The organism is Deltaproteobacteria bacterium (assembly GCA_020848905.1).
In the GTDB taxonomy this organism is placed as follows: Bacteria; Myxococcota_A; Polyangia.
The window spans coordinates 101,709-121,895 of the sequence record JADLHG010000018.1 but is presented as its reverse complement, the minus strand read 5'-3'; the positions used below and the strand labels follow the sequence as shown (position 1 = coordinate 121,895).

The 20,187-nt window shown below is 68.7% G+C and carries 7 protein-coding genes; 4 read left to right on the top strand and 3 right to left on the bottom strand.

Annotated features, from left to right (window positions below):
• Positions 1-14: 14 nt before the first annotated feature.
• The 3 genes from IT371_08565 to IT371_08555 are packed head-to-tail and all read left to right on the top strand — an operon-like array spanning position 15 to position 3,554.
• Positions 15-959, top strand: coding sequence for a hypothetical protein (locus tag IT371_08565; protein MCC6747695.1), 945 nt, complete (start codon positions 15-17; stop codon positions 957-959).
• A gap of 32 nt (positions 960-991) precedes the next feature.
• Positions 992-3,166, top strand: coding sequence for a HAMP domain-containing protein (locus tag IT371_08560; protein MCC6747694.1), 2,175 nt, complete (start codon positions 992-994; stop codon positions 3,164-3,166).
• Complete coding sequence (locus IT371_08555) at positions 3,150-3,554, top strand: response regulator (protein ID MCC6747693.1); 405 nt, start codon at positions 3,150-3,152, stop codon at positions 3,552-3,554. The genes IT371_08560 and IT371_08555 overlap by 17 nt, the downstream gene beginning before the upstream one ends.
• A gap of 40 nt (positions 3,555-3,594) precedes the next feature.
• Here IT371_08555 and IT371_08550 read toward each other — a convergent pair whose 3' ends face one another.
• Positions 3,595-4,008 carry a hotdog fold thioesterase gene (locus IT371_08550; GenBank protein ID MCC6747692.1) on the bottom strand — a complete coding sequence of 138 codons (414 nt, stop codon included), beginning with the start codon at positions 4,006-4,008 and terminating at the stop codon, positions 3,595-3,597.
• Positions 4,009-4,091: 83 nt separating this feature from the next.
• Here IT371_08550 and glgX point away from each other — a divergent pair, with 83 nt between their 5' ends.
• On the top strand, positions 4,092-6,239 hold the full coding sequence (glgX, locus tag IT371_08545) for a glycogen debranching protein GlgX (protein ID MCC6747691.1): 2,148 nt from the start codon (positions 4,092-4,094) through the stop codon (positions 6,237-6,239).
• 10 nt (positions 6,240-6,249) lie between these two features.
• On the opposite strand, the gene IT371_08540 is transcribed toward glgX, so the two are convergent.
• A complete protein-coding gene (locus IT371_08540; GenBank protein MCC6747690.1) occupies positions 6,250-8,145 on the bottom strand; it encodes a DUF4388 domain-containing protein in 1,896 nt (631 codons plus the stop codon).
• Between the two features lie 76 nt (positions 8,146-8,221).
• Positions 8,222-20,074: a tetratricopeptide repeat protein gene (locus tag IT371_08535; GenBank protein MCC6747689.1), complete on the bottom strand. Its 11,853-nt coding sequence runs from the start codon at positions 20,072-20,074 to the stop codon at positions 8,222-8,224.
• Between the last annotated feature and the right edge of the window lie 113 nt (positions 20,075-20,187).

Here is a 20,187-nt window from a genome sequence, read left to right as displayed (position 1 = left end):
GATACACTCGAGCCGTGCACGCCCTGCTGCTTGCCGCCCTCGTCGCGGCCGCTCCTGCGGCTGCGGTACCCGAGGCGCCGGCGCGCCTCAAGCCTCCCGCGCGCCCGATCCCGCTCGTGGTCGTGTTGCGCGAACCGGGGATCACGACCTTCGAGCAGGTGGCCGAGGAGTTTCAGGAGCGCGTGCGCGCGGCGGTCCACGTCGTGGCCGTCCGACGAGACCAGCAGAGCTCCCTCGTCTCGTGGCTCGAGCAGGTCCGTCCGAACCTTGTCTTCACCATCGGGCAGCTCGGCTACGACCTCGTGCGCAAGGCCAAGCTGCCGCCCGTCGTCCACGCCCTCGCGTTCGACCGCCAGGAGCCCGACGACCACGGCATCCACGCCCACGTCGCTCCGCAGGCCGTCTTCGAGGCCTTTCGCGCCGCACGTCCGCAGCTCCGCATGCTCGCCGTGCTCGTGGGTCCCACCGGCCAGCCGCTCCTCCCCGCGGCGCACGCCATGGCGAGCCGCATGGGGCTCCAGCTCGTCGAGCTACGCGCCTCCTCCCCGGCCGACGCCGTCCGCATCCTGCGACGCATGGCTCCCGCTGTCGGCGGCCTCTGGCTCCCCGCCGACCTCACGCTCCTCACGCCGCAGGTCGTGCAGTACGCCGTCGGGCTCCAGTTTCGCCGCCGCATTCCGCTGATGGGGGCGACCCTCAGGCACGTGCAGCAGGGGGCCCTCTTCGCCCTCGACTACGCACCGGACCAGATCGGCAGGCAGGCCGCCGCGATGGTGAACCGCCTGCTCTCCTCCCCCGCGCGCCCCGACCGACGCGTCGGCTCCGGCGACGGCTTCGGCATGCTCACCGGCCCGTACGGCGTCGGTTCCCCGCGCCTCGGCCTCAACCTGGGCACCGCGGAGCGCATTCGCGTCAACCTCGACCTCCTCAGGGCGCGCGCCAGCGAGGTGATGCAGTGAGGAGGAGGCGCCCGACCGACGAGCGCGTCACGATGAGCGGCCTCGCCCGCGCGCTCGACGGAACCGTCGCCGTGCGCTGGTGGCAGCGCTTCCAGACACGCCTCCTCAGCTCGCTGATCCTGCTCTCGGTCGCGACGTCGCTCGCCGCCGGGTCGATCTACTACACGCGCCAGGTCAAGTTCGTCGAGGAGGAGCAGGCCAAGCGAGGCGCCACGCTGATCTCGAACCTCGCCGGCCAGAGCGAGCTGGGCGCCTATTCGGGGGACCGCGCCTTCCTCATGGTTCCGGCGCGCCGCGCCTTCCTCGAGGCGGACGTCAACTACGTACAGATCTACAACAGCCGCGGCGACGAGCTCGTCCGGATGGCCAAACCCGACGTGCGGCCCCGTAGCACCTTGCCGCCGGGGATGCTCGAGCAGCTCCTCGCCGATCCGAGCGGACGGCCGACGACGCGCCGCCACGAGAGCTACGACGACCTGCTCGCCCCCATCGTCACGCTGCAGGGGAGCGCCGAGGAAGGGATGTTCGGCGAGCCGGGGATCAGTCCCTCCACCGTCATCGGCGTGGCGCGACTCGGCCTCTCGCGCACTCCTGCCGAGGCCAAGCTCCGCGAGATCCTGCGCTGGGGCACGTACCTGACCCTGATCGTCCTCGTGATGGGCGTCCTGCTCGCGCTCTTTCTGGCGCGACGCATCTCGCAGCCGGTCCTCGAGCTCGCCCGCGGAGCCGACGAGCTCCACCGCGGCCGTCTCGGCTACCAGCTCGAGGTCCATCGCTCCGACGAGCTCGGGCTCCTCGCGGAGTCCTTCAACCGCATGTCGGCCAAGCTGCGCGACACGGTGGACACCCTCGCGCATCTCAATCGCAACCTGGAGCAGGAGGTGGCCAGCCGCACCGTGGCGTTACGGCGGAGCCGGGACTTCATCGCTCTGCTCAACGCGCCGCTCCAGCTCCACAGGCTCCTCGACACCGCGCTCGACGCCCTGGTGCGCGTGACCCGCGCCTCGGCGGGAGCCGCCTACCTGGCCACGAGCCCCGACCAGATCGAGCTCGCGGTCTCCCAGGGACTCCTCACCAACACCTTCGACGCGCAGCTCACCGGCGCGGAGGAGATCGTGCGACAGGTCACCGAAGGCCACCGCGCGGTCGTCGTCGTGGACCTCCCCGAGGACACCACGGTGCGAAAGGAATGCCCCGACGCCCGCGCCGTCATCTACGCCCCCGTGCGCCACGGGGAGCGCCTGGAGGCCGTCGTCGTCCTCGCCCTGGCCGCGCCGCCCCCCGACGACGTCGTCGACTTCGTCGAGCACGCTGGGCCCCAGCTGGCCATCGCCGTGAGCAACGCTCGCGCCTACGCGGCCGCCGAGCGCCTGGCCCGGGACCTCGAGCAGCGCAACGTCACCCTGCAGCAGCAGCGCGATCAGCTGCAGGAGATGAACCGCCTCAAGTCGCAGTTCCTGGCCAACATCTCGCACGAGCTCCGCACGCCGCTAAACGCCATCATCGGCTACACCGAGCTCCTCGCCGACGGGATCTACGGCGAGGTCTCCGCCGAGCAGGCCCAGAGCCTGGGCGGCATCGGCGAGAACGCGACGCACCTCTTGCAGCTGATCAACGAAATCCTGGACCTCTCCAAGGTCGAGGCGGGAAAGATGACCCTGGCCTTCACCGACGTGAACCTGCCGCAGCTCGTCCGGGACGTGGTGGACCACACCGCCCCCCTCGTGCGCGACCGCCCCTACCAGGTGGAGACCTCGCTGCCCGAGGGAGCCCTGCGCGTCGTCACCGACGCGGCGAAGGTGCGGCAGATTGTAGCGAACCTCCTCAGCAACGCGGTAAAGTTCACCCAGGAAGGGTCGGTGCGGGTCGTGCTGGAGCCACGCGCCGAGGGCGGTGCGACGATTCAGGTGATCGACACCGGCATCGGGATTCGCCCCGAGCACCTGGACGTGATCTTCGACGAGTTCCGTCAGGTGGACGGCTCCTCCACCCGACAGCACGGCGGTACGGGGCTCGGCCTGGCCATCTCACGGAAGCTCGCGACGATGATCGGTGGGCAGATCTTGGTAGAAAGCCGTCACGGCCAGGGCAGTCGCTTCACGCTCATCATTCCGCGGGGCGAACCGAAGGCCGAGGCTCCGCGGTCGCCGAGAACCCGACCCGAAGTTGAGCTCACACTGGGAGAACGACATGTCGGTCGATCCTAAGGCGCCGCAGATCGTCCTCCTGGTAGAGGACAACATCCACAACCGGCGCATCTTCTCCGGGGTGCTCAGGCACTACGGCTACGAGGTGCACGAGGCCGAAAACGGCGAGCAGGCCGTCGAGCTCGCGCAGGCTACGCGACCGGACATCATCCTGATGGACCTTTCGCTTCCCGTCCTCGACGGGTGGGAGGCCACGCGCCGGATCAAGCTGGTACCGGGCCTGGCGAACGTCCCGATCATCGCCCTCACCGCGCACGCCATGTCGGGGGACGACCAGCGCGCGCTCGAGGCGGGTTGCGACGGCTACCTCTCGAAGCCCATCTCCCCGAAGCGGGTCGTCGCCGAGGTCGAACGCGTGCTGCAGACCCGCGCGCCGACGGGCGAGTGACGGCCCTGCGCAGCTCGTCGCCGCCGCCGGAGCTCGCGTCCTACGGCTCCGCCTCCGACGCCGAGCGCCGCCGCCGCCGCACGTTGTAGACCCCCTTGCCCGTGGCGAGCACCGTGACCGGGTCCGCCACGGTGACGATCTTCATGTCCGCCACGCCCACGCGGTTGCCGAGCCGCACCACCGTGGCCTGGCAGATCAGGTCCTCTAGCGGCGCCGGCCGCAGGTAGTCCACCCGCAGGTCCACCGTGGCGATCCGATCGCCGGACTCGATCCCGGTCCAGACCGCAGCGCCCCCGGCCGTATCGATCAGCGCGCTCAGCACGCCCCCGTGCAGCGCGGGTCGCATCGGGTCTCCCACCAGCTCCTCTCGATAGGGGACGAGGAGCTCGGCGAAGCCGCGGCGCACTTCCTTCACGGTGATGCCCAGGTAACGATTGAACGGCACCAGGGCCATGAACTGCCGCACGATCTCGACGTCCACGGTCTCGCGCATGGCACTCTTTTCCAAATCGTCCGCGCTTAATCTACCATGAGGCGATGATTCTCCGTACCAGCGTGGGCCGCCCCTATCCCCTCGGCGCCACCGTCGGGCCCGAGGGGATCAACTTCGCGATTTTTTCGCAGCACGCGACGGCGATCTACGTCGAGCTCTTCACCCACCCCGACGACAGCCGCCCTGCGGCGACCCTCAAGCTCGACCCCCAGACCCACCGCACGGGCGACGTCTGGCACGTCCACGTCTACGGGCTCGGCCACGGCCAGCTCTACGGCTACCGCGCCGACGGTCCGTACGCGCCGGCGGAGGAGGGGCACCGCTTCAACGTCCACAAGCTGCTCTTCGACCCCTACGCGCGCGCTCTCATCGGCGGCTACGACACCGAGCACGACGCCCTCTACGGCTACGACCGGCGCTCGCCGCTCGGCGACCTGAGCTTCAGCAGCGAGGACAGCGCCCCCTACACCGTCAAGTCCGTGGCGATGGCCCCCTCCCCTTTCGACTGGGAGCAGGCCCGCCCGCTCCGCCTCCCGCTCGAGGAGTGCGTGTTCTACGAGGTCCACGTCAAGGGCCTGAGCTTCCACCCGTCGTCGGGCGTCGGCCATCCCGGCTCGTACCTGGGCGTCGTGGAGAAGATCCCGCACCTGGTCCAGCTCGGGGTGACCTCGCTCGAGCTTTTGCCCGTCCACGAGTTCAACGCCGACGAACTGGCGCGCGCCGACCCCGAGACGGGCCGCCCGCTCCGCAACTACTGGGGCTACTCCACCCTCGGGTTCTTCTCGCCCGAGCAGGACTACGCCGCCGACCGCCAGCCCACCGCGGAGGTGGACGAGTTCCGCTACATGGTCAAGCGCCTGCACCAGGCCGGCATCGAGGTCATCCTGGACGTGGTCTTCAACCACACCGGTGAAGGCAACGAGTGGGGCCCGACCCTCGGCTTTCGCGGGCTCGACAACGCCGTCTATTACTGCCTCGAGCGCAACCGCTACTACCGGAACTACTCGGGCTGCGGCAACACCGTCCAGTGCAACCACCCCGTCGTGAAGCAGTTCATCCTCGACTGCCTGCGCTACTGGGTGGCCGAGATGCACGTCGACGGCTTTCGCTTCGACCTCGCCACGATCCTGGGGCGGGACCGGCGCGGCGAGTGGATCGGGGACCTGAGCCTCCTCTACGACATCGGTGGCGACCCGATCCTGCGCGGCTGCAAGCTCATCGCCGAGGCCTGGGACGCGGACGGCATGTACAAGGTGGGCGGCTTCCCGCACGGCTGGGCCGAATGGAACGGGCGCTTCCGCGACGACCTCCGTCGCTTCGTCCGCGGCGACCAGGGGCTCGTCCCCTCCCTGGCGCGACGCCTCGGCGGGAGCCGCGACCTCTTCGGACACAAGCGGAGCCCCGCCCACAGTATCAACTTCGTCACCTGTCACGACGGCTTCACGCTCCGCGACCTCGTCTCCTACGAGCAGAAACACAACGAGCGCAACGCCGAGGGGGGGCGCGATGGCTCCGACGACAATCACGGCCACAACCACGGCGTGGAGGGGGAGACCGACGATCCAGCGGTGCGCCTCCTCCGACGCCAGCAGGCCAAGAACGTCATCGTGGCGCTCTTCCTCTCGCGCGGCACGCCGATGCTCCTCGGCGGGGACGAGATCTGGCGCACCCAGAAGGGCAACAACAACACCTACTGTCAGGACAACGAGCTGAGCTGGTTCCACTGGGAGCTCGACGCCGAGGCCCAGGAGATGCTGCGCTTCGTGCGGCTCGTCGTCGGGCTCCGCCGGCGGCACCCCGCGCTACGACGCGCGAGCTTCGTGGACCCCTTCGTCGGTGACGGCGGTGGCGTCGTGTCGCTGGCCGGGGCCGACATCCACTGGCACGGCGTGCGGCTCGGGCGCCCCGACTGGTCTTTTCATTCGCGCACGCTCGCGCTGCACATCCAGGGGAAGGCGCCCCCTTCGGTCCCGACGTCCGATGACGCCGACCTGTACGCGGTGTTCAACGCCTGGAGCGAGGCGCTCTCCTTCGAGCTGCCCCACTGCGCCCCCCCGCACCGGTGGCATCGGGTGATCGACACGGCCCTCGAGTCCCCGCTCGACATCGTGGCCGAGGAGGAGGCCCCGCTGGTGCACGAGAACACCTACCTCGTCCAGCCCCGCTCGTCGATCCTGCTCGTGGGAAGGTGAGTGCTGCTGCTCAGCGCGCGGCTTCGTCGAAGCGCCGCAGCACCTCGAGCAGCACGGCCTGACTGTCGAGCTCGATCTCGATCTCGGCCGGCCGCCTCTCGCGATCCCCCTTGTCGGGCTCGAAGGCGAAGCGCCCCTCGGTCCACCCGACCATCTCGAGGAGCGCGCGGTGGACCTGGTCCTCGAGCACCTGCCGCACCGTCTCCGGGCTGACGGTCCCGCGCTGGGCCAGGATCGCTCCGAGCAACTCGTCGGGGCTTTCCGCCACCTGCGAGTCGGTCGCGGCGGCCAGCTGCTCCTCGGTGATGGCCCGCCGCTCGAGCAGCAGGTCGCCGAGGTTCGAGCAGCCGGGCGACGCCGCCCCGGTGATCATCCCGCGCGCGAGGTACACCGCCCCGATTCCATGGTCGGTGGTCACCACCAGCGTCCCCGTGCGCCGACTGGCCCGCAGGAACTCGAGCAGGTCCGGCACCGCGAGCAGCATCAGGTCCCCGGTGAAGGCGGCGCGAGCCACGCTCCCCGGCGCCTCGATCCCGGGGTGCGAGCCCGTCGGCTGCATCACCTCGCCCCCCACCACCGCGCTCGGCGGCGGCGGCGCGTCCAGCTCGAGCTCCACCTCTGCGGGGCGCGACATCGAGCCCACCTTCACCACCTGGACCTCGCCGCTCCGCGTCCCCCCGGCCGCCCGGATCGACTCGGGCATCGCCGCAGCAGCAGCCGCCACGCGAGCCCCCGGCTGCCGATGCAGGTGCTTGCGATTCGCCAGACAGCCGAGGCCAAGCAACACGGAGGCCTGCAGCCCGGGGTCCAGGTTCTGTTCCGCCAGGAACTCGAGGTGCCCCTCCGCATCCCCCTCCTGCCCCAGCTTCAGAAAGGTCCAGGCCAGCAGCTCGCGCGCCTGTAGAAAGCCCGGGTTCTCGCCGACCATGTGTTTGAGGAGCGTCACCACCGTGGAGCTCGGCGGACGCTCTCGGAGCTCGAGATACTCGGCGACGACCGCCACGCTCACCTTTCCCTGCCGCACGAGCTGGATCAGCCTCATCTCTCGCTGCAGCTCGGCCGAACGGCTGTCCGCCTCCCAGAGCGGGACGATCGTCTGTTCGGCCTCGTCCACGTCCCCGGCGAGCATTGCCTGCCGCGCCACGAACAGGATGGGCTGCTCCCACTCGGGGTCCCACTCGTGCGCCCGCAGCGCCGCCTGCATCCCCTCCTCCCGCCTTCCCGCCCCGGCCTCCACCCGCGCGCGCGCCAGCCACGCCGTCGCCGTTCCGCGCCGGTGTCCGAGCTGCTCCAGACTTCGCGTGGCCTCGGTCAGGTGCTCCAGGGCCTGGTCGTACTCGCCGCGCAAAAACTCGATCTCCCCGCTGATGCAGAGCGTGGTGCTGAAGGCCTGCGCGTCCAGCCGACTGCCGAGGTCCAGCGCGGCCTGCGCCGCGGACTTCGCCGTCGCGAGATCGCCGGCGTCGGCAGCCGCGCGCGCCAGCCAGAGCCACGCGACCCACTGCAGCGATTCGTTGGCGTAGACCGCGCCGGTGATGTTCCGGAGGTAGGCCATCCCCGTGAGGTTGTCCTGCGCCAGGACGGCGCCGATCCCCTCCGTGAGCCACTGCATGCACTCGTGGTGCAGCCGGTTCTCGGCGAGCTCGTCCTCGGCCCCCCCCTCCTGGGCCTGCAGCACCACGCCGATGAGATTCCCCACCTGCTCGGCCTGCGAGACCCGCCCGAGCACGAGCAGGTCGCGGAGCTCGTTGTAGGCCGCCTCGACCCACCCCGCGCCGTTGTCGGCCTGGGACGAGAGCAACGCGACGACCGCACTGGGATCACGCTGAACCGCCGTCAGCGCGTCCCGCAGCGCGCTGTAGGCTTCAGAGTTGGGGAGCAACGGGCCGATCCTGCCTTCCTTCACGCATCCTAACGAGGCCCTCCCCGCCGAGCAACTTCCCGAGACGCGCTCTGGCCCTGGTACCCCACATCCCCCGAGGTCACTGCCCGATACCCAGGCCGAGCTGCGCCCGCACCGCGAAGTACTCCTCGGACACGCTGTAGAGGACGAGCTCCTTCACCTTCTCCTTGGGCGGCAGCCCGCCGATCGCCGTCGGCTCCGTGCTCACCATCTTCGCGGCCACTTCCAGGTCGTTGCAGAGGAGGAACCCGACCCGATTCGCCGACAGCTCGACCGCGGTCAGCCAGCGTGCGAGGTCCACCTCGGCCTTCGAGGCCACGAACTTCCGCACCAGCAGCGCCACCTGCTCGAGCTGCCCGGGGTGCATGCGGGTGCGAATGAACTTGATGATCTTGTCGACCTCCAGCTCCTCCGCCGGCGGGAGCTGGAACTGTGGGTTGCACATCTTCAAGGCGGAGAGAAAGACCGTCCGAAGCTGCGACGGCGCCGGCAGCACGTTACGCAGGAAGTGCTCCGGCCGCAGATACGTGAGCTGCTTCGCGATCGCGAAGGCGAGCTCCTTCTCCGGCCGTCCCTGGAGCAGGTCCGCTCCCACCACGAACGACGGCGCCTCCTGGGTGTGCGCCATCTGCAGGCCGGCGGGGCGCTCCGGCTGCAGGTACAGCTCCGCCTGCACCACGTTGAGCACCGACGTGACGTAGTTGAACACCTTGGAGAAGAGGAGCTGGTCCGTCGCCAGGTCGCGCTTGTCCTTGCGCTTGAGCTGGAACGCCTTGTGCGGCTTCGCGCTCATCGACGCCACGACCGGCGCGATGGTCGCGAAGATCGCGCCGATGTACCGGTCCTCGTCGGGGTGGAAGGCGTACCGCTGCCAGATCTCGTCGGTCATCCGCGCCTTCGCGCGCACGAACCCCCGCTGCCGGTACTGCTCGAAGAACTGCTGCTCCTCCGGGTCGGCCTTCTTCAAGAAGGCCAGCGTAGAGCACAGGCACCACGCCTTGTCGTAGTGCTTGATGTCCATGTAGATGCGTCGCAGCGCCTTGTACGCCTCGATCTTGAAGGGCGAGCGCTTGATGAGCGTCTGCTGCTCGGCGATCGCCTTGTCCGCGTACTCCGGCCCCGACAGCATGTAGAGCTCGGCCAGGATCTCGTGCCGCTGCGTGTTCTCGGGCTCCATCGAGGCGGCGACCTCGAAGGAGGCGATGGCGCTCTTGAAGTCCTTGAGACGCGTTCGATAGATCTCGCCGAGCGCGTGCCACAGCATGGTCTTCAGCTCGTTCTGCCCGTCCTGCGGCAGCCGCTTGAGCATCTTGCGGTAGCTGCGCTCCTGCGTCTTCCAGTCCTTCTTCTGCGTGCAGATGCGGTCGATCGCCTCGAAGGCCTTGAGCTGCGACGTGTCCTCGTCGAGCACCTTGTTGAAGTACTCGATCGCGTCGTCGAGCGCCTTCACCTCGTCGCGGTAGATCACCGCCACGCTGTAGTAGTACTTGCCCCTCGTCGCCGCACTCGGCTCGATCGAGATCAGCTTCAGCACGATCTCGACGGCCTTCTTCCACTGCTTGGTCTCGGTGTAGAGCTCGAGGATCTCGTGCAGCGCCGCGTGGTTCTCGCTGAGAATCTCGAGCGCTTCCTGGTAGGCGCCGATCGCCTTCTGCGCGTTGTTGAGCTTCGTGCGATACAGCTCGCCGAGCTCCATGTGCACCTGATAGCGCTCCTGGTCGTTCAAGGCCGGCAGAAGCGCCCGCTTCGCCGCAACCACCGCCTCCCAGTCGTTCTGCTTGGCCTGCAGGTCGATGATCGCCAGCAGGGTCTGCCGGTGCGCCGGCTCCACCTCCAGCGCCTTCTCGAACATGTTGAGCGCCTTCTTGCGCTCACCCAGCTTCAGCTTGATATCGCCGAGCCGGTAGAAGATGTCGACAATCTCCTCCTTCCGCTGGCTGTCGCGGTGGTGGACCAGGATCGTCTGGTAGATCTTGAACGCCCGGTCCCAGTCCTGCATCCGATAGAGCAGGTCGGCCATGCCGATCAGCGTCGGCAGGTGCGTCGAGTCGATGTCGTAGGCCGCGCGGTAGTACTTGAGCGCCTTCTCGTTCTTGCCGAGCGCGTCGGCCGTCTTACCGAGTCGGTAGTAAAGGTCCTGCAGCGTCTTGTTGTCGCGCCGGTCCGCCTTCCGCACCAGCATGTCGAGCACGGGCTCGAGGTCCTGGTAGCGTCCGTCGCGGAAAAAGATGCGCGAGAGCGGGTCGCCGGCCGCCACGTGGTCCGGGTCCACCTGAAGCGTCCGGGCGAAGAGCTCGCCCGCCGTCGCCTCGTCGTCCATCTGCGTGAGGTAGGCCATCCCCGCCTCGTACAGCAGGCGGGACTTCTCCAGCGGGTTGCTCGAGTGCGCCTCGGCGCGGATCATCATCTGAGCCGCCTTGGCCCAGTCCCCGCGCTGCTTGTAGATCTCCACCAGAGCCTTCATCGACTCTTCGTGCGTGGAGTCGATCTCGAGCGCCTGCTGGTATCGCTCCTCGGCCGTCGCCGCGTCGCGGAGGTGCTCTTCGTAGATGCGCCCCAGCCGGTAGAGGACGTTCACGCGGTAGGCCGCGTCGTCCACCAGCTGGACCAGCCGGATCATCACGTCGACCGCCCGGCTCCAGTCGGAGATCTCCTCGTAGAGCCGCGCCAGCGCGTCGAGCGCCTGCGTGTGGTCCGGGTCGAAGGTCAGGATATCGGTGTAGGCCTCGATGGCCCGGTCCTTGTCCTGCAGCGGCCCCTCGTACACCTCCCCCATCTTCATGTAGAGCTCGATGCGCTCGTGGGGGTCGCCGGTGGCGTTGACGTGTCGCCGCAGCACATCGACAAGGTCCTCGAACCGCGTGTCCTGCCGGTAGAGCCGCTCCAGGCTCCGGTAGGTCGCGAGGTTCCGGTCGTCGATGAGCAGGATCTTCTCCAGGCACTCCGCCGCGCGGTCGAGCTTGGTGAACTGCTCCTCCCAGACGACCGCCATCCGCTGATAGAGCGACATCCGCGCCTCGTCGGACCCCGTGACGTCGAGCTGCTGCTCGAGGACGTCGAGGTACGCCTCGGTCTGGCCGGTCTTCTCGTAAAGCCCCTCGAGCGCCTTCAGCGCCGGGAGGTTCTGCGGCTCCAGGTTGAGGATGTCCTTGTAGCACTCGATGGAGGCCTGATGGTCGCCCACCCGCTCCTCGTAGAGCTCGCCGATCGAGCCCTTGAGCTCGATCACCGCCTCGGGGTCCTGCGCCAGCTCGGCCTTGCGCGCCAGGATCGCGATCAGCTGCTCCCACTGCTGGTACATGCGGTAGAGCCGCTCGAGCGCATCCAGCGCCTCGTTGTTCGTGCCGTCCACGTCCAGCGCGCGCCGGTAGGCGTTGATGGCCTGCCCCTGGTCGCCGAGCTGCATCTCGAAGAGCTCGGCCATCTGCAGGTAGAGCCCGACCTTCTTCTCCGGGTCGCCCTCCAGCTGGGCAGCGCGGTTGACCACCTGCACGAGCTCGCTCCAGCGCGCCGTCTTGCGATAGAAGCCCGCCAGCGTCTCGAGCGCCGGGACGTTCTCCGGGTCGATCTGCAAGGCCTGCTGCACCGACGCGATGGCGTAGTCCAGGTGTCCGAGCTCGCTGCCGTACCAGCGCCCCATCTTAACCAGCAGGTTCGACTTCACCTTGGGGTCGACGATGGCCTGGACCACCGTGTGGTACTCGGTGAGCAGCTCGTTCCACTTGTTCGTGGTGGAGGCGAGCCGCTCGAGCTCCTGGGCCGTGATGTCGTTCGTGTAGTCCTGCTTGAATGCCGCCTGCAGCACGACGAACGCCTGCTCCGGCGCGTCGAGCTGCTCCTCGTACACCTTGGCCGTCCCCTGCAGCAGCTCCACCGTCTCGGACACGCTCTCCGAGTGGTCCACGCGCGCCAGCAAGAGGTCGATGAGCTTCTCCCAGTGCCAGCCCTCGCGGTAGATCTGCTCGAGCGCGACGAAGGCCACGCGGTTGGCCGCGTCGAGCGACAGGACCTGCTCGTAGACCCGCCCCGCCGACGCGTTGTCCCCGACCCGCTCCTGCCAGATGCTGGCGGCCTGCATCAGCACGTCGATCTTGTCCTGCGGCCCCTGCAGCACCTCGACCTTGCGCTGCAGGACCTGGATGCACTCCTCCCAGCGCGCCTCCTGCGTGAGGAGCTGCTCGAGCGCACCGAGCGCGCGGAAATCATCCGGCTGCAGGTCCAGCACCTTGCGCCAGGCCTCGATCGCCTCCTGCGGGCGCATCAGGATCTCGCCCTCGAGCTCGCCGAGCTGCGTGTAGAGCTTGTGCAGATCCTGCTCGCTCATGTCCCCCGTGATACCGATCTCGATCAGGCGGTGCAGCGTCTCGACCAGCTCCTGCCAGGCCTGCGTGTTGCGGTAGATCTCGGCGATGGCGTAGAGCGCCGCGATGTTGCTGCGGTCGATCTCGAGCACCTTCTGCCAGCTCTCGAGAGCGTTCCGGTCGCGTCCGAGCTTCTCGCCCCAGATGCGTCCCAGCCGCTGGTAGAGGCGCACCTGTGGCTCGGGCTCCTCCACGATGTGGACCTGCCGCTGCAGCACCTCGACCAGCTCGCGCCACTCGCCGGCCGCCTCGTAGAGGTCCGCGAGCGCCCACAGCGCGACGGGGTCCTCGCCGCGGAGGTCGAGCACCCTATTCCATAGATCCTGGGCGCGCTCCGAGTCCGCCAGCGCGTCGCTCGCGATCTTCGCCATGCGCGCGTAGCACTCCGCCACGCCGGAGTCACCGGGCGCGACGTCCACCATGCGCTCGTAGACGTCGTAGAGCTCGGCCCACTGCTCGCGCTTGAAGTAGGTCTTCTCGAGCGCCGCCAAGGCCTGCGCGTTGCGCGAGTCCGTATCCAGCACCGCGCGGTAGGTCGCCACCGCGCTGTCGAGGTCCTCGAGCGCGAGCTCGTACGTCCCGCCCAGACGGAGCTGCAGCTGGACCAGGAGGTCCGAGCTATCCGTCACAGCGATGCGCCGCTTGAGGATCTCCGCCAGCTCCTGGAACATCCCGGTCTGCTCGTAGATCCGGTCGAGCGCCGCGAGCGCGTCGGCGTCCTGCGGGTCGATCTGCAGCACGTAGAGGTAGCTCTCCTCGGCCCGCGCCCGGTCGTTGATCTCGTCGTCGTGGACCCGCGCCATCATCTTGAGGACGCGCCGCCGGTCCTCGGGGTCCAGCTTGGCGAGCACGCCGTTGTAGAAGCCGACGAGCTCCTCCCAGCCGTCCACGATACGGGCCAGCCGCTCGAGCTCCTCGCTGACCACGTCCGAGCGCGGGTCGACCGCGAAGGCGTGACCCCACCAGCGGAAGGCCCGCAGGTGGTCGCCGAGCCGCTGCTCACAGATCTCGGCGATGCGCTGGACGGCCTGGACCTTGTCGTCGGCCGACTCCATGCGCTCGAGCTGCACGGTCATGATCTTGACGAGCTTCTCCCACTGCTCGCTCATCCGGTAGAGCGGCTCGAGGATCTCCGCGATCTCGAGCTGCTGCTGACCCTCCTCGAAGAGCAGCTCGAGCGAGGTGACCGCCGGCGAGTGCGTCGGAGCGACGGTCAGGATCTCCCGGTAGCACTCGATCGAGCTGGTCAGGTCGCCGAGGCGCTCCTGGTACAGCGCCCCCAGTCTGAACTGCAGGTCGATGACCTGGTCGTCGGTATCGGCCATGCGGATCTCGCGCCGCAGGATCTCCGCCAGCTCCGCCCACTGCTCGCCATCCCCGTAGAGCCGGTCGAGCGCCAGAATCGCCGCGCGGTTCTCGACGTCCACCTCGAGGACGCGCTTGTAGTGCCGGATCGCCTCGGGCGCCCGCTTGAGCTCCTCCTCGTAGACGCGCGCCACGCGGAGTCCCATCTCGACCTGCCGCATGGGATCGATGAGCTTCTCGAGCTCCACCTCGTAGAGCTTGGCCAGGTCCTCCCAGCCCTTGATCTCGTCGGCGAGCCGCTCCAGGTTCATGAGCGCCTGCTCGTCGGTGCTGTCCTCCGTCAGCGCGCGCCCGTAGGCCTCGAACGCGCGACGGGAGTCCTCCACGCGCAGCTCGTAGAGCTCGGCGATGCGGTGCAAGAGCTCGAGCTTGCGGAAGGGGTCCTCGACGTGCCGCACCATCACCTCGTAGAGGTCGATGAGCTTCTCCCACTCCAGCGACTGCTCGTAGACCGGCTCGAGCACCTGGGCCGCCAGCACCGGCTCGTCCTTGCCGTGAGCGATCGCGTCGAGCGCCGCCAGCGTCGGGTCGTGCGTCGGCAGAAGGTGCAGCACCTCGCGGTACGTCTCCACGGCCCGCGTCAGGTCGCCGAGCTCGCGCTCCCAGAGCTGCCCCACGCGGAACTTCAGGTCCACGCCCTCGTGCGACCGCCCCGCCAGCTCCACCTGCCGCTCGAGCACCTGCAGCAGGTCGTACCAGCGCCCCGCCTGCTGGTAGAGCCGGTCGAGCGAACGGATCGCGGTCAGGTCCTCGGGGTCGAGGTCCAGCACGCTCTGGAAGGTCTCGATGGCGCGTTCCAGATCGGTGAGCTGCTCCTCGTAGACCGACCCCAGGCGGTAGAAGATCTGCTTCTTGTCGTCGGGGTCCTGGGCGAGCTCGGCGCGCCGGGCGTAGATGTCCTTCAGGTTGTCCCAGCGCTGGAGACGGAAGTAGAGCCGCTCGAGCGCCTCGATCGTCGTCGTATCCGCGTCGTCGATATCGAAGACCATCTGGTAGACGCGGATCGCCGCGTCCAGATCCTCGAGCACGTCCTCGTAGATCTGCGCCGCGCGGAAGAAGAGCGCCTTGCGCTCGTCCGCCGCCATCACGATCTCGGCCTTGCGCAGCAGAACCTCGACGAGCTGCTCGTGGGCCTCGGCCCGCAGGTAGATCTGCTCGAGAGCCTCCACCGCCGCGAGGTTTTGCGGGTCCACCGCCAGGATGCGCTTGTACGCCTCCGCCGCCTGCGCGAGGTCCCCGAGGTGCTCCTCGTAGATCTCGGCCACCTTCATGTGCAGCGAGACGGCCAGCATCTCGTCGGTCACGTCGGCGACGAGCGCGTTGTAGAGCCCGACGAGCTGCTCCCAGCCCTCGAGCTGACGGGCCAGCCGCTCGAGCCGCCCCTGCGTCTCCTCGTGCGACGGGTCCTCCCGCAAGGCGCGCCCGTAGACCTGGAAGGCGCCCCCGGCGTCCTCCCCCGCGATCTCGTAGAGCTCGCCGATCTGATGGAGCAGCTCGATCTTACGCGTCGGGTCGAACGCGTGCGCCACCATGATCTCGTAGATGCCGACCAGCTTGTTCCAGTCGTCGGCCGTCTTGTAGTAGGGCTCGAGGATCTGCGCCACCGTGAGCTGGTGCTCCTCGTTCTGGATGAGCCGCTCCAGCGCCGCCACCGCGCGCTGGTTCGTCCCGTCGCGCTCGAGGACCTGGCGGTAGGTGTCCACCGCGGCAGCCGTCTCGCCGAGCTCCGTCTCGCGAAGGCTCGCGAGGCGCACCAGCAGATCGATCGTCTCCTGCCGGTCCTCGGCCAGCGCGAGTTGCCGCGAGAGATTGTCCGCCAGCTCGTGCCAGGTCCCCTGCACCTGGTACAGGCGGTCGAGGGCCCGGAGCGCGTCCAGGTTCGAGTCGTCCTGCGCCAGCACCTCGCTGTAGCAGCTCACCGCCTCGGGAAGGTTCCCGAGCATCTCCTCCCAGATGTACGCCATCCGCACGTAGAGCTGCCGCCGATGGTCGGGGTCGGTCGACAGCTCCGCCCGGCGACGATAGACCTCGAGCAGCTCGGGCCACTTCTCGGCGCGGGTGTAGAGCTTCTCGAGGGCCTCGAGGGTGCCGAGGTCGTCGGGCTCGAGCTCCTGCGCGCGCCGGTAGAACTCCACCGCTCGCTCGGGTTGCTCGAGCCGCTCGTCCATCATGGCCGCGAGCTTCAGGAGCAGCTCGTGCTGCAGCGGCGCGTCGAGCGCCTCCCGCGTCGCCGCCTCGTAGAGCCCGGCGAGCGGCTCCCAGTAGTCCTGAATCGAGGCCAGCCGCTCGAGCTCGCTGCGCGCGAGCTCGTTCGTCGCCTCGAGCTTGAAACACCGGCTGTAGGCCTCGAACGCGCGCTCGCCGTCGCCGATCTTCTCGACCCAGAGCGCCCCGATGCGGAGCAGCAGGTCCACCTTGGCTTGCGGGTCCTGCTCCCGCGCGAGCTGGATCTCGTGCACCTGCACGAGGTGGTGCCACTCGCCGATCTGCTGGTAGATCGGCTCGAGGATCTGCGCCGCCGCGAGCTGGTGCTGCTCGTCCTCGAGTTTGTGCTCGAGCGCCGCGCGGGCCCCCGCGTGGGTCGGGTCGAGCTCCAGGATGTCGCGGTAGCACTCGATCGCCCCGTCCACGTCGGCGAGGCGGGTCTCGCGCAGCTGGCCGAGGTTGTACTTCAGCGCGATCGTCCCGGCCACGTCATCGACGGGGAGCAGGCTGAGCTCCCGGAGGAGCGTCTCGGCCAAGTCCGACCAGCGCCCCTGCTCCTGGTAGATGTTCGTGAGCGACCTGAGCGCGCGAATGTCGTCGCCGGCCAGGTCGAGCACGGTGCGGTAGGCGGCGATGGCGCGCTCCGCATCCTTCAGCTCCTCCTCGTAGAGGTAGGCGATGCGGAAGTAGATCTCCTTGCGCTCGTCCGGATCCTCGACGAGCTCGATCTTCCGCTCGTAGATGCCGAGGAGCTCGGGCCACTGCTGCGTCTTGGTGTAGAGCCGCTCGAGCGCTCCGACGGCCTGCGCGTTCTGCGGCTCGAGCTCGAGAATCCGCTGGCTGGTCGATAGCGCGCGCTCCGTGTCGGCGAGCTGCTCCTCGTAGACCCGCGCCACGGTCAACATCACGGGCAGAAGGTCGAGCGGATCGGCGAGACGCGCGTAGGCGCGCTCGTAGGCCTCGACGAGCTCGGGCCAGCGGTGCACCTCGCCGGCCAGCCTCTCGGCCTGCTCGCGAATCCACTCGCTCCGGCAATCCACGTCGAAGGCGCGCAGGTACCACGAGAAGGCGGCGTCCTTCAGGCGCAGCTTCTCCTCGCACAGCTCCGCGAGGTGCCGGATCCTCTCGAGCCGCGTCCCCTCGTCCTCGGTGTGCGCGAGCTGGATCTCGAGCACCTGGGCGTACTTCTTCATGTCGCGCCCCGCCTCGTAGAGCGGGATGAGCGCCTCGGCCGCGGCCAGGTTGCTCTCGTCCAGGCTGAGCACCTTCTCGTAGGCCCGGATCGCCCGGTCGGGCTTCTCGAGCTTCTCCAGCCAGAGGTTCGCGATCTTGAAGTTCAGCCGGAGCCTCGTCTCCGCGTCCTCCGTCTCGACCTGCCGCTCGAGGACCCGGATGAACTCGTCCCACTTGTCGTGGGCAGCGTAGAACGATTCCAGCTCGTCGTAGTTCTTCGCCTGCAGGTAGAGCTTCTTCAGCGCGTCCTGCGCGCGGCGGTTCTCGGGCTCGAGCTCGAGCAGCCGGCGCCAGGCGTCGATCGCCCGCGCGTCGTCCTGGACCTTCTCGGTGAAGAGCACCCCGAGCTTCTGCAGGACGAGGGACTTCTTCGCCGGGTCGGCGATGAGGTCCACCTGCCGGTTGCACACGTCGGCGAGGTTGTCCCACTCCTTCGCCCGCTCGTAGAGCTGCTCGAGCTGACTGAGCGCCTCGATGTTGCTCGAATCGTACTCGAGCACCTTGCACCAGAGCTCGGTCGAGACCTGCGGCTTCTTCAGCTTCGAGGTCGCCATCTCGGCCACCTCGAGGTAGCGCACGGCGCGCTCGGTGTCGTCGTCGAGGAGGTCGATCTCGCGCTGCGAGATGGCGATCAGGCGGTCCCAATCCCGCCGTCGCTCGTACATGCCCTTCAGCTGCTCGATGGCCTCGCGGTGCGTCGGATGCAGCTCGAGCACGTGCTCGTAGGCCTTGATCGCCTCGGCCTGGTTCGAGAAGCGCTCGACGAAGAGGTGCGCCACGCGCGCCCAGAGCTCTACCTTCTCGTCGATGCTCTCCACCTCCTCGGCCTTGTGGCGCAGGACGGTGATGAGGTCGGTCCAGCGGCTCATCTTCTCGTACTGCAGCGCCAGGTCGTCCAGCACCTCCACGTCGTGCGGGTTCGACTTGCTGAGCTGCCCGAGGATGTTCACCACCATCGCGTCGAGGTGCAGCCGGTCGCGGTAGAGCGCGGCCAGCTCGCGCAAAAGGTCGCGCTTCTCGACCGGGTCCGCCGCCAGCTCCGCGTCCTCCTTCAGCACCTCCACGAGCGCGTTCCAGCGCTCCACCTGCCGGTAGAGAGCCGCCAGAGCGCGACGCGGCGTGCGCAGGGTCTTGGCCTTCAGCGCCACCTTCCGCCAGGCCTCGATCCCCTTCTCGACGGACTCGTGCTCCGCCCGCGCGGCGTCGGCACAGAGCTGCGCCGTCGCATCGTCCATCGGCTCGTCGAACGACGCCAAGGCGGTCGCCTGCGGCTGCGGAGCGAGCTCCTCGACCGGCGCGGGGGCCGGGGTCGCCTCGACAGGTGCCGCTTCGACAGGTGGCGGCTCCGAGATCACGACCACCTCCTCCTCCGTGGGGGCCGCGGCCTGGGGCACCGGCTGCTCGCCCGTCCGACGACGCCGTCCCCGCCTCCTCCCCTCAGGAGCCGGCGCCGGGGCCGCCTCGCCGCCGTCGCCGAAGAGCACCTGCTCCGTGGCCACGGCTTCGGCGTCCGCCTGCACCGCACGCGACTCCATCTCCTGCCGCGCGATGACCGCCGTCTCTCGTTCCGGTGCGGCTTGAGGGGGCGGGGCCGCCCGCTCGGCCTGGGCCTGCGCCGCCTCGACCGCCTCGAGCAGCGCGCCGTGCGCGGTGGCGAACTCCCGCAGCGCCGGGCTGTCCTGGTCGAGACGACGAACCCAGTCGAAGTAGAGCGCCGCGCGCTCGGGGTCGTCCATCTCGCGCCACGCGATCTCGGCGGCCTGCGTGGCCAGGACGAGCTGATCGTCCTCGAGGAGTGGCGCCTTGTTGAGGCCCTCGTCGGCCAGCTCGAGCAGGTGCCGCAGGTCGTCGCGCGAGGTCTTCAGCTCGCCGCGCAAGAAGGTGAAGGCCGCCAGGTGCCCCGGGAAGGGGTCGGAGCCGTTGTTGTAGTAGCTCTGCAGCGCGCGGTCGTAGAACTTGGCCGTCGTGGACACGTCGAGGAAGCGGATGGCCCAGGCCGACGCGAAGTTGCGGTACAGGGCCGCCCGCTGCTCCTGCGGGGCCATGGCGGCCCGCTTCTCGTGGAGCGCCACGATGTCCGTGGTGCGGGACTGCTCGGCCAGGAGCGTCTCGAGCAGGAAATTCGCCTCGTCGTTCTGCGGATCGAACTCCAGCGCGCGCCGCAGGATCTCCTCGCGCGTGGCCTCTTCCGGAGCTTCCAGGTTGTAGATGCGCGCCGCGCGCACGAGGAACTTCGCCGCCTCTTCACCGTCACGCGCGGACGAGGCCGCGTCGAGGAGCAGGTTGACGAAATCCGGCCACTGCGAACGCTCGTAGTTGGCCGTCTCGAGCGCCTCTGCGAGCCCCGGCTGACTCGGCGAGAGCGCCTGCGCCTCGACGAGCCGCGTCCGCGCCACGTCGGGCCGGCGGAGGTCGAGGTACACGTTCGCGACCTCGATGAGCAGCGCGGCCCGGTCGTCGGGCTTCTCGACCACCTTGAGCTGGAACTCCATGAGCTTGGCAACCATCTTCAGGTTGCCCATCTCGCGGTAGATCTGGCGGGCGCGCACGAGGGGGCGAACGTCCTCCGGATAGACCTTGAAGGCCTTCTGGTAGTTCACCATCGCCTTGTCCTTGCGCAGGAAAATCTCCTCGCAAGCCTGGCCCAGGGCGTACAGACGGCGCGCCTTCTCGTAGCGATCCTCAAGCTGCTCGGCTTCGGCCTCGAGGTCTTCGATGAGGCTGAGCCAGTTGCGTGAGGTGCGAAGACGCTGCTTGATCTCGTTCATGGTCTCCCCGTATCGCCTACGTGCGGTGGGTCCTTCGCGGTGAAGCCGGGCGGTGCCCCGTCCGCGCTAGCTCCACAGGCCGATTGGGAAAAAACACCCAAATATCGGGGTTC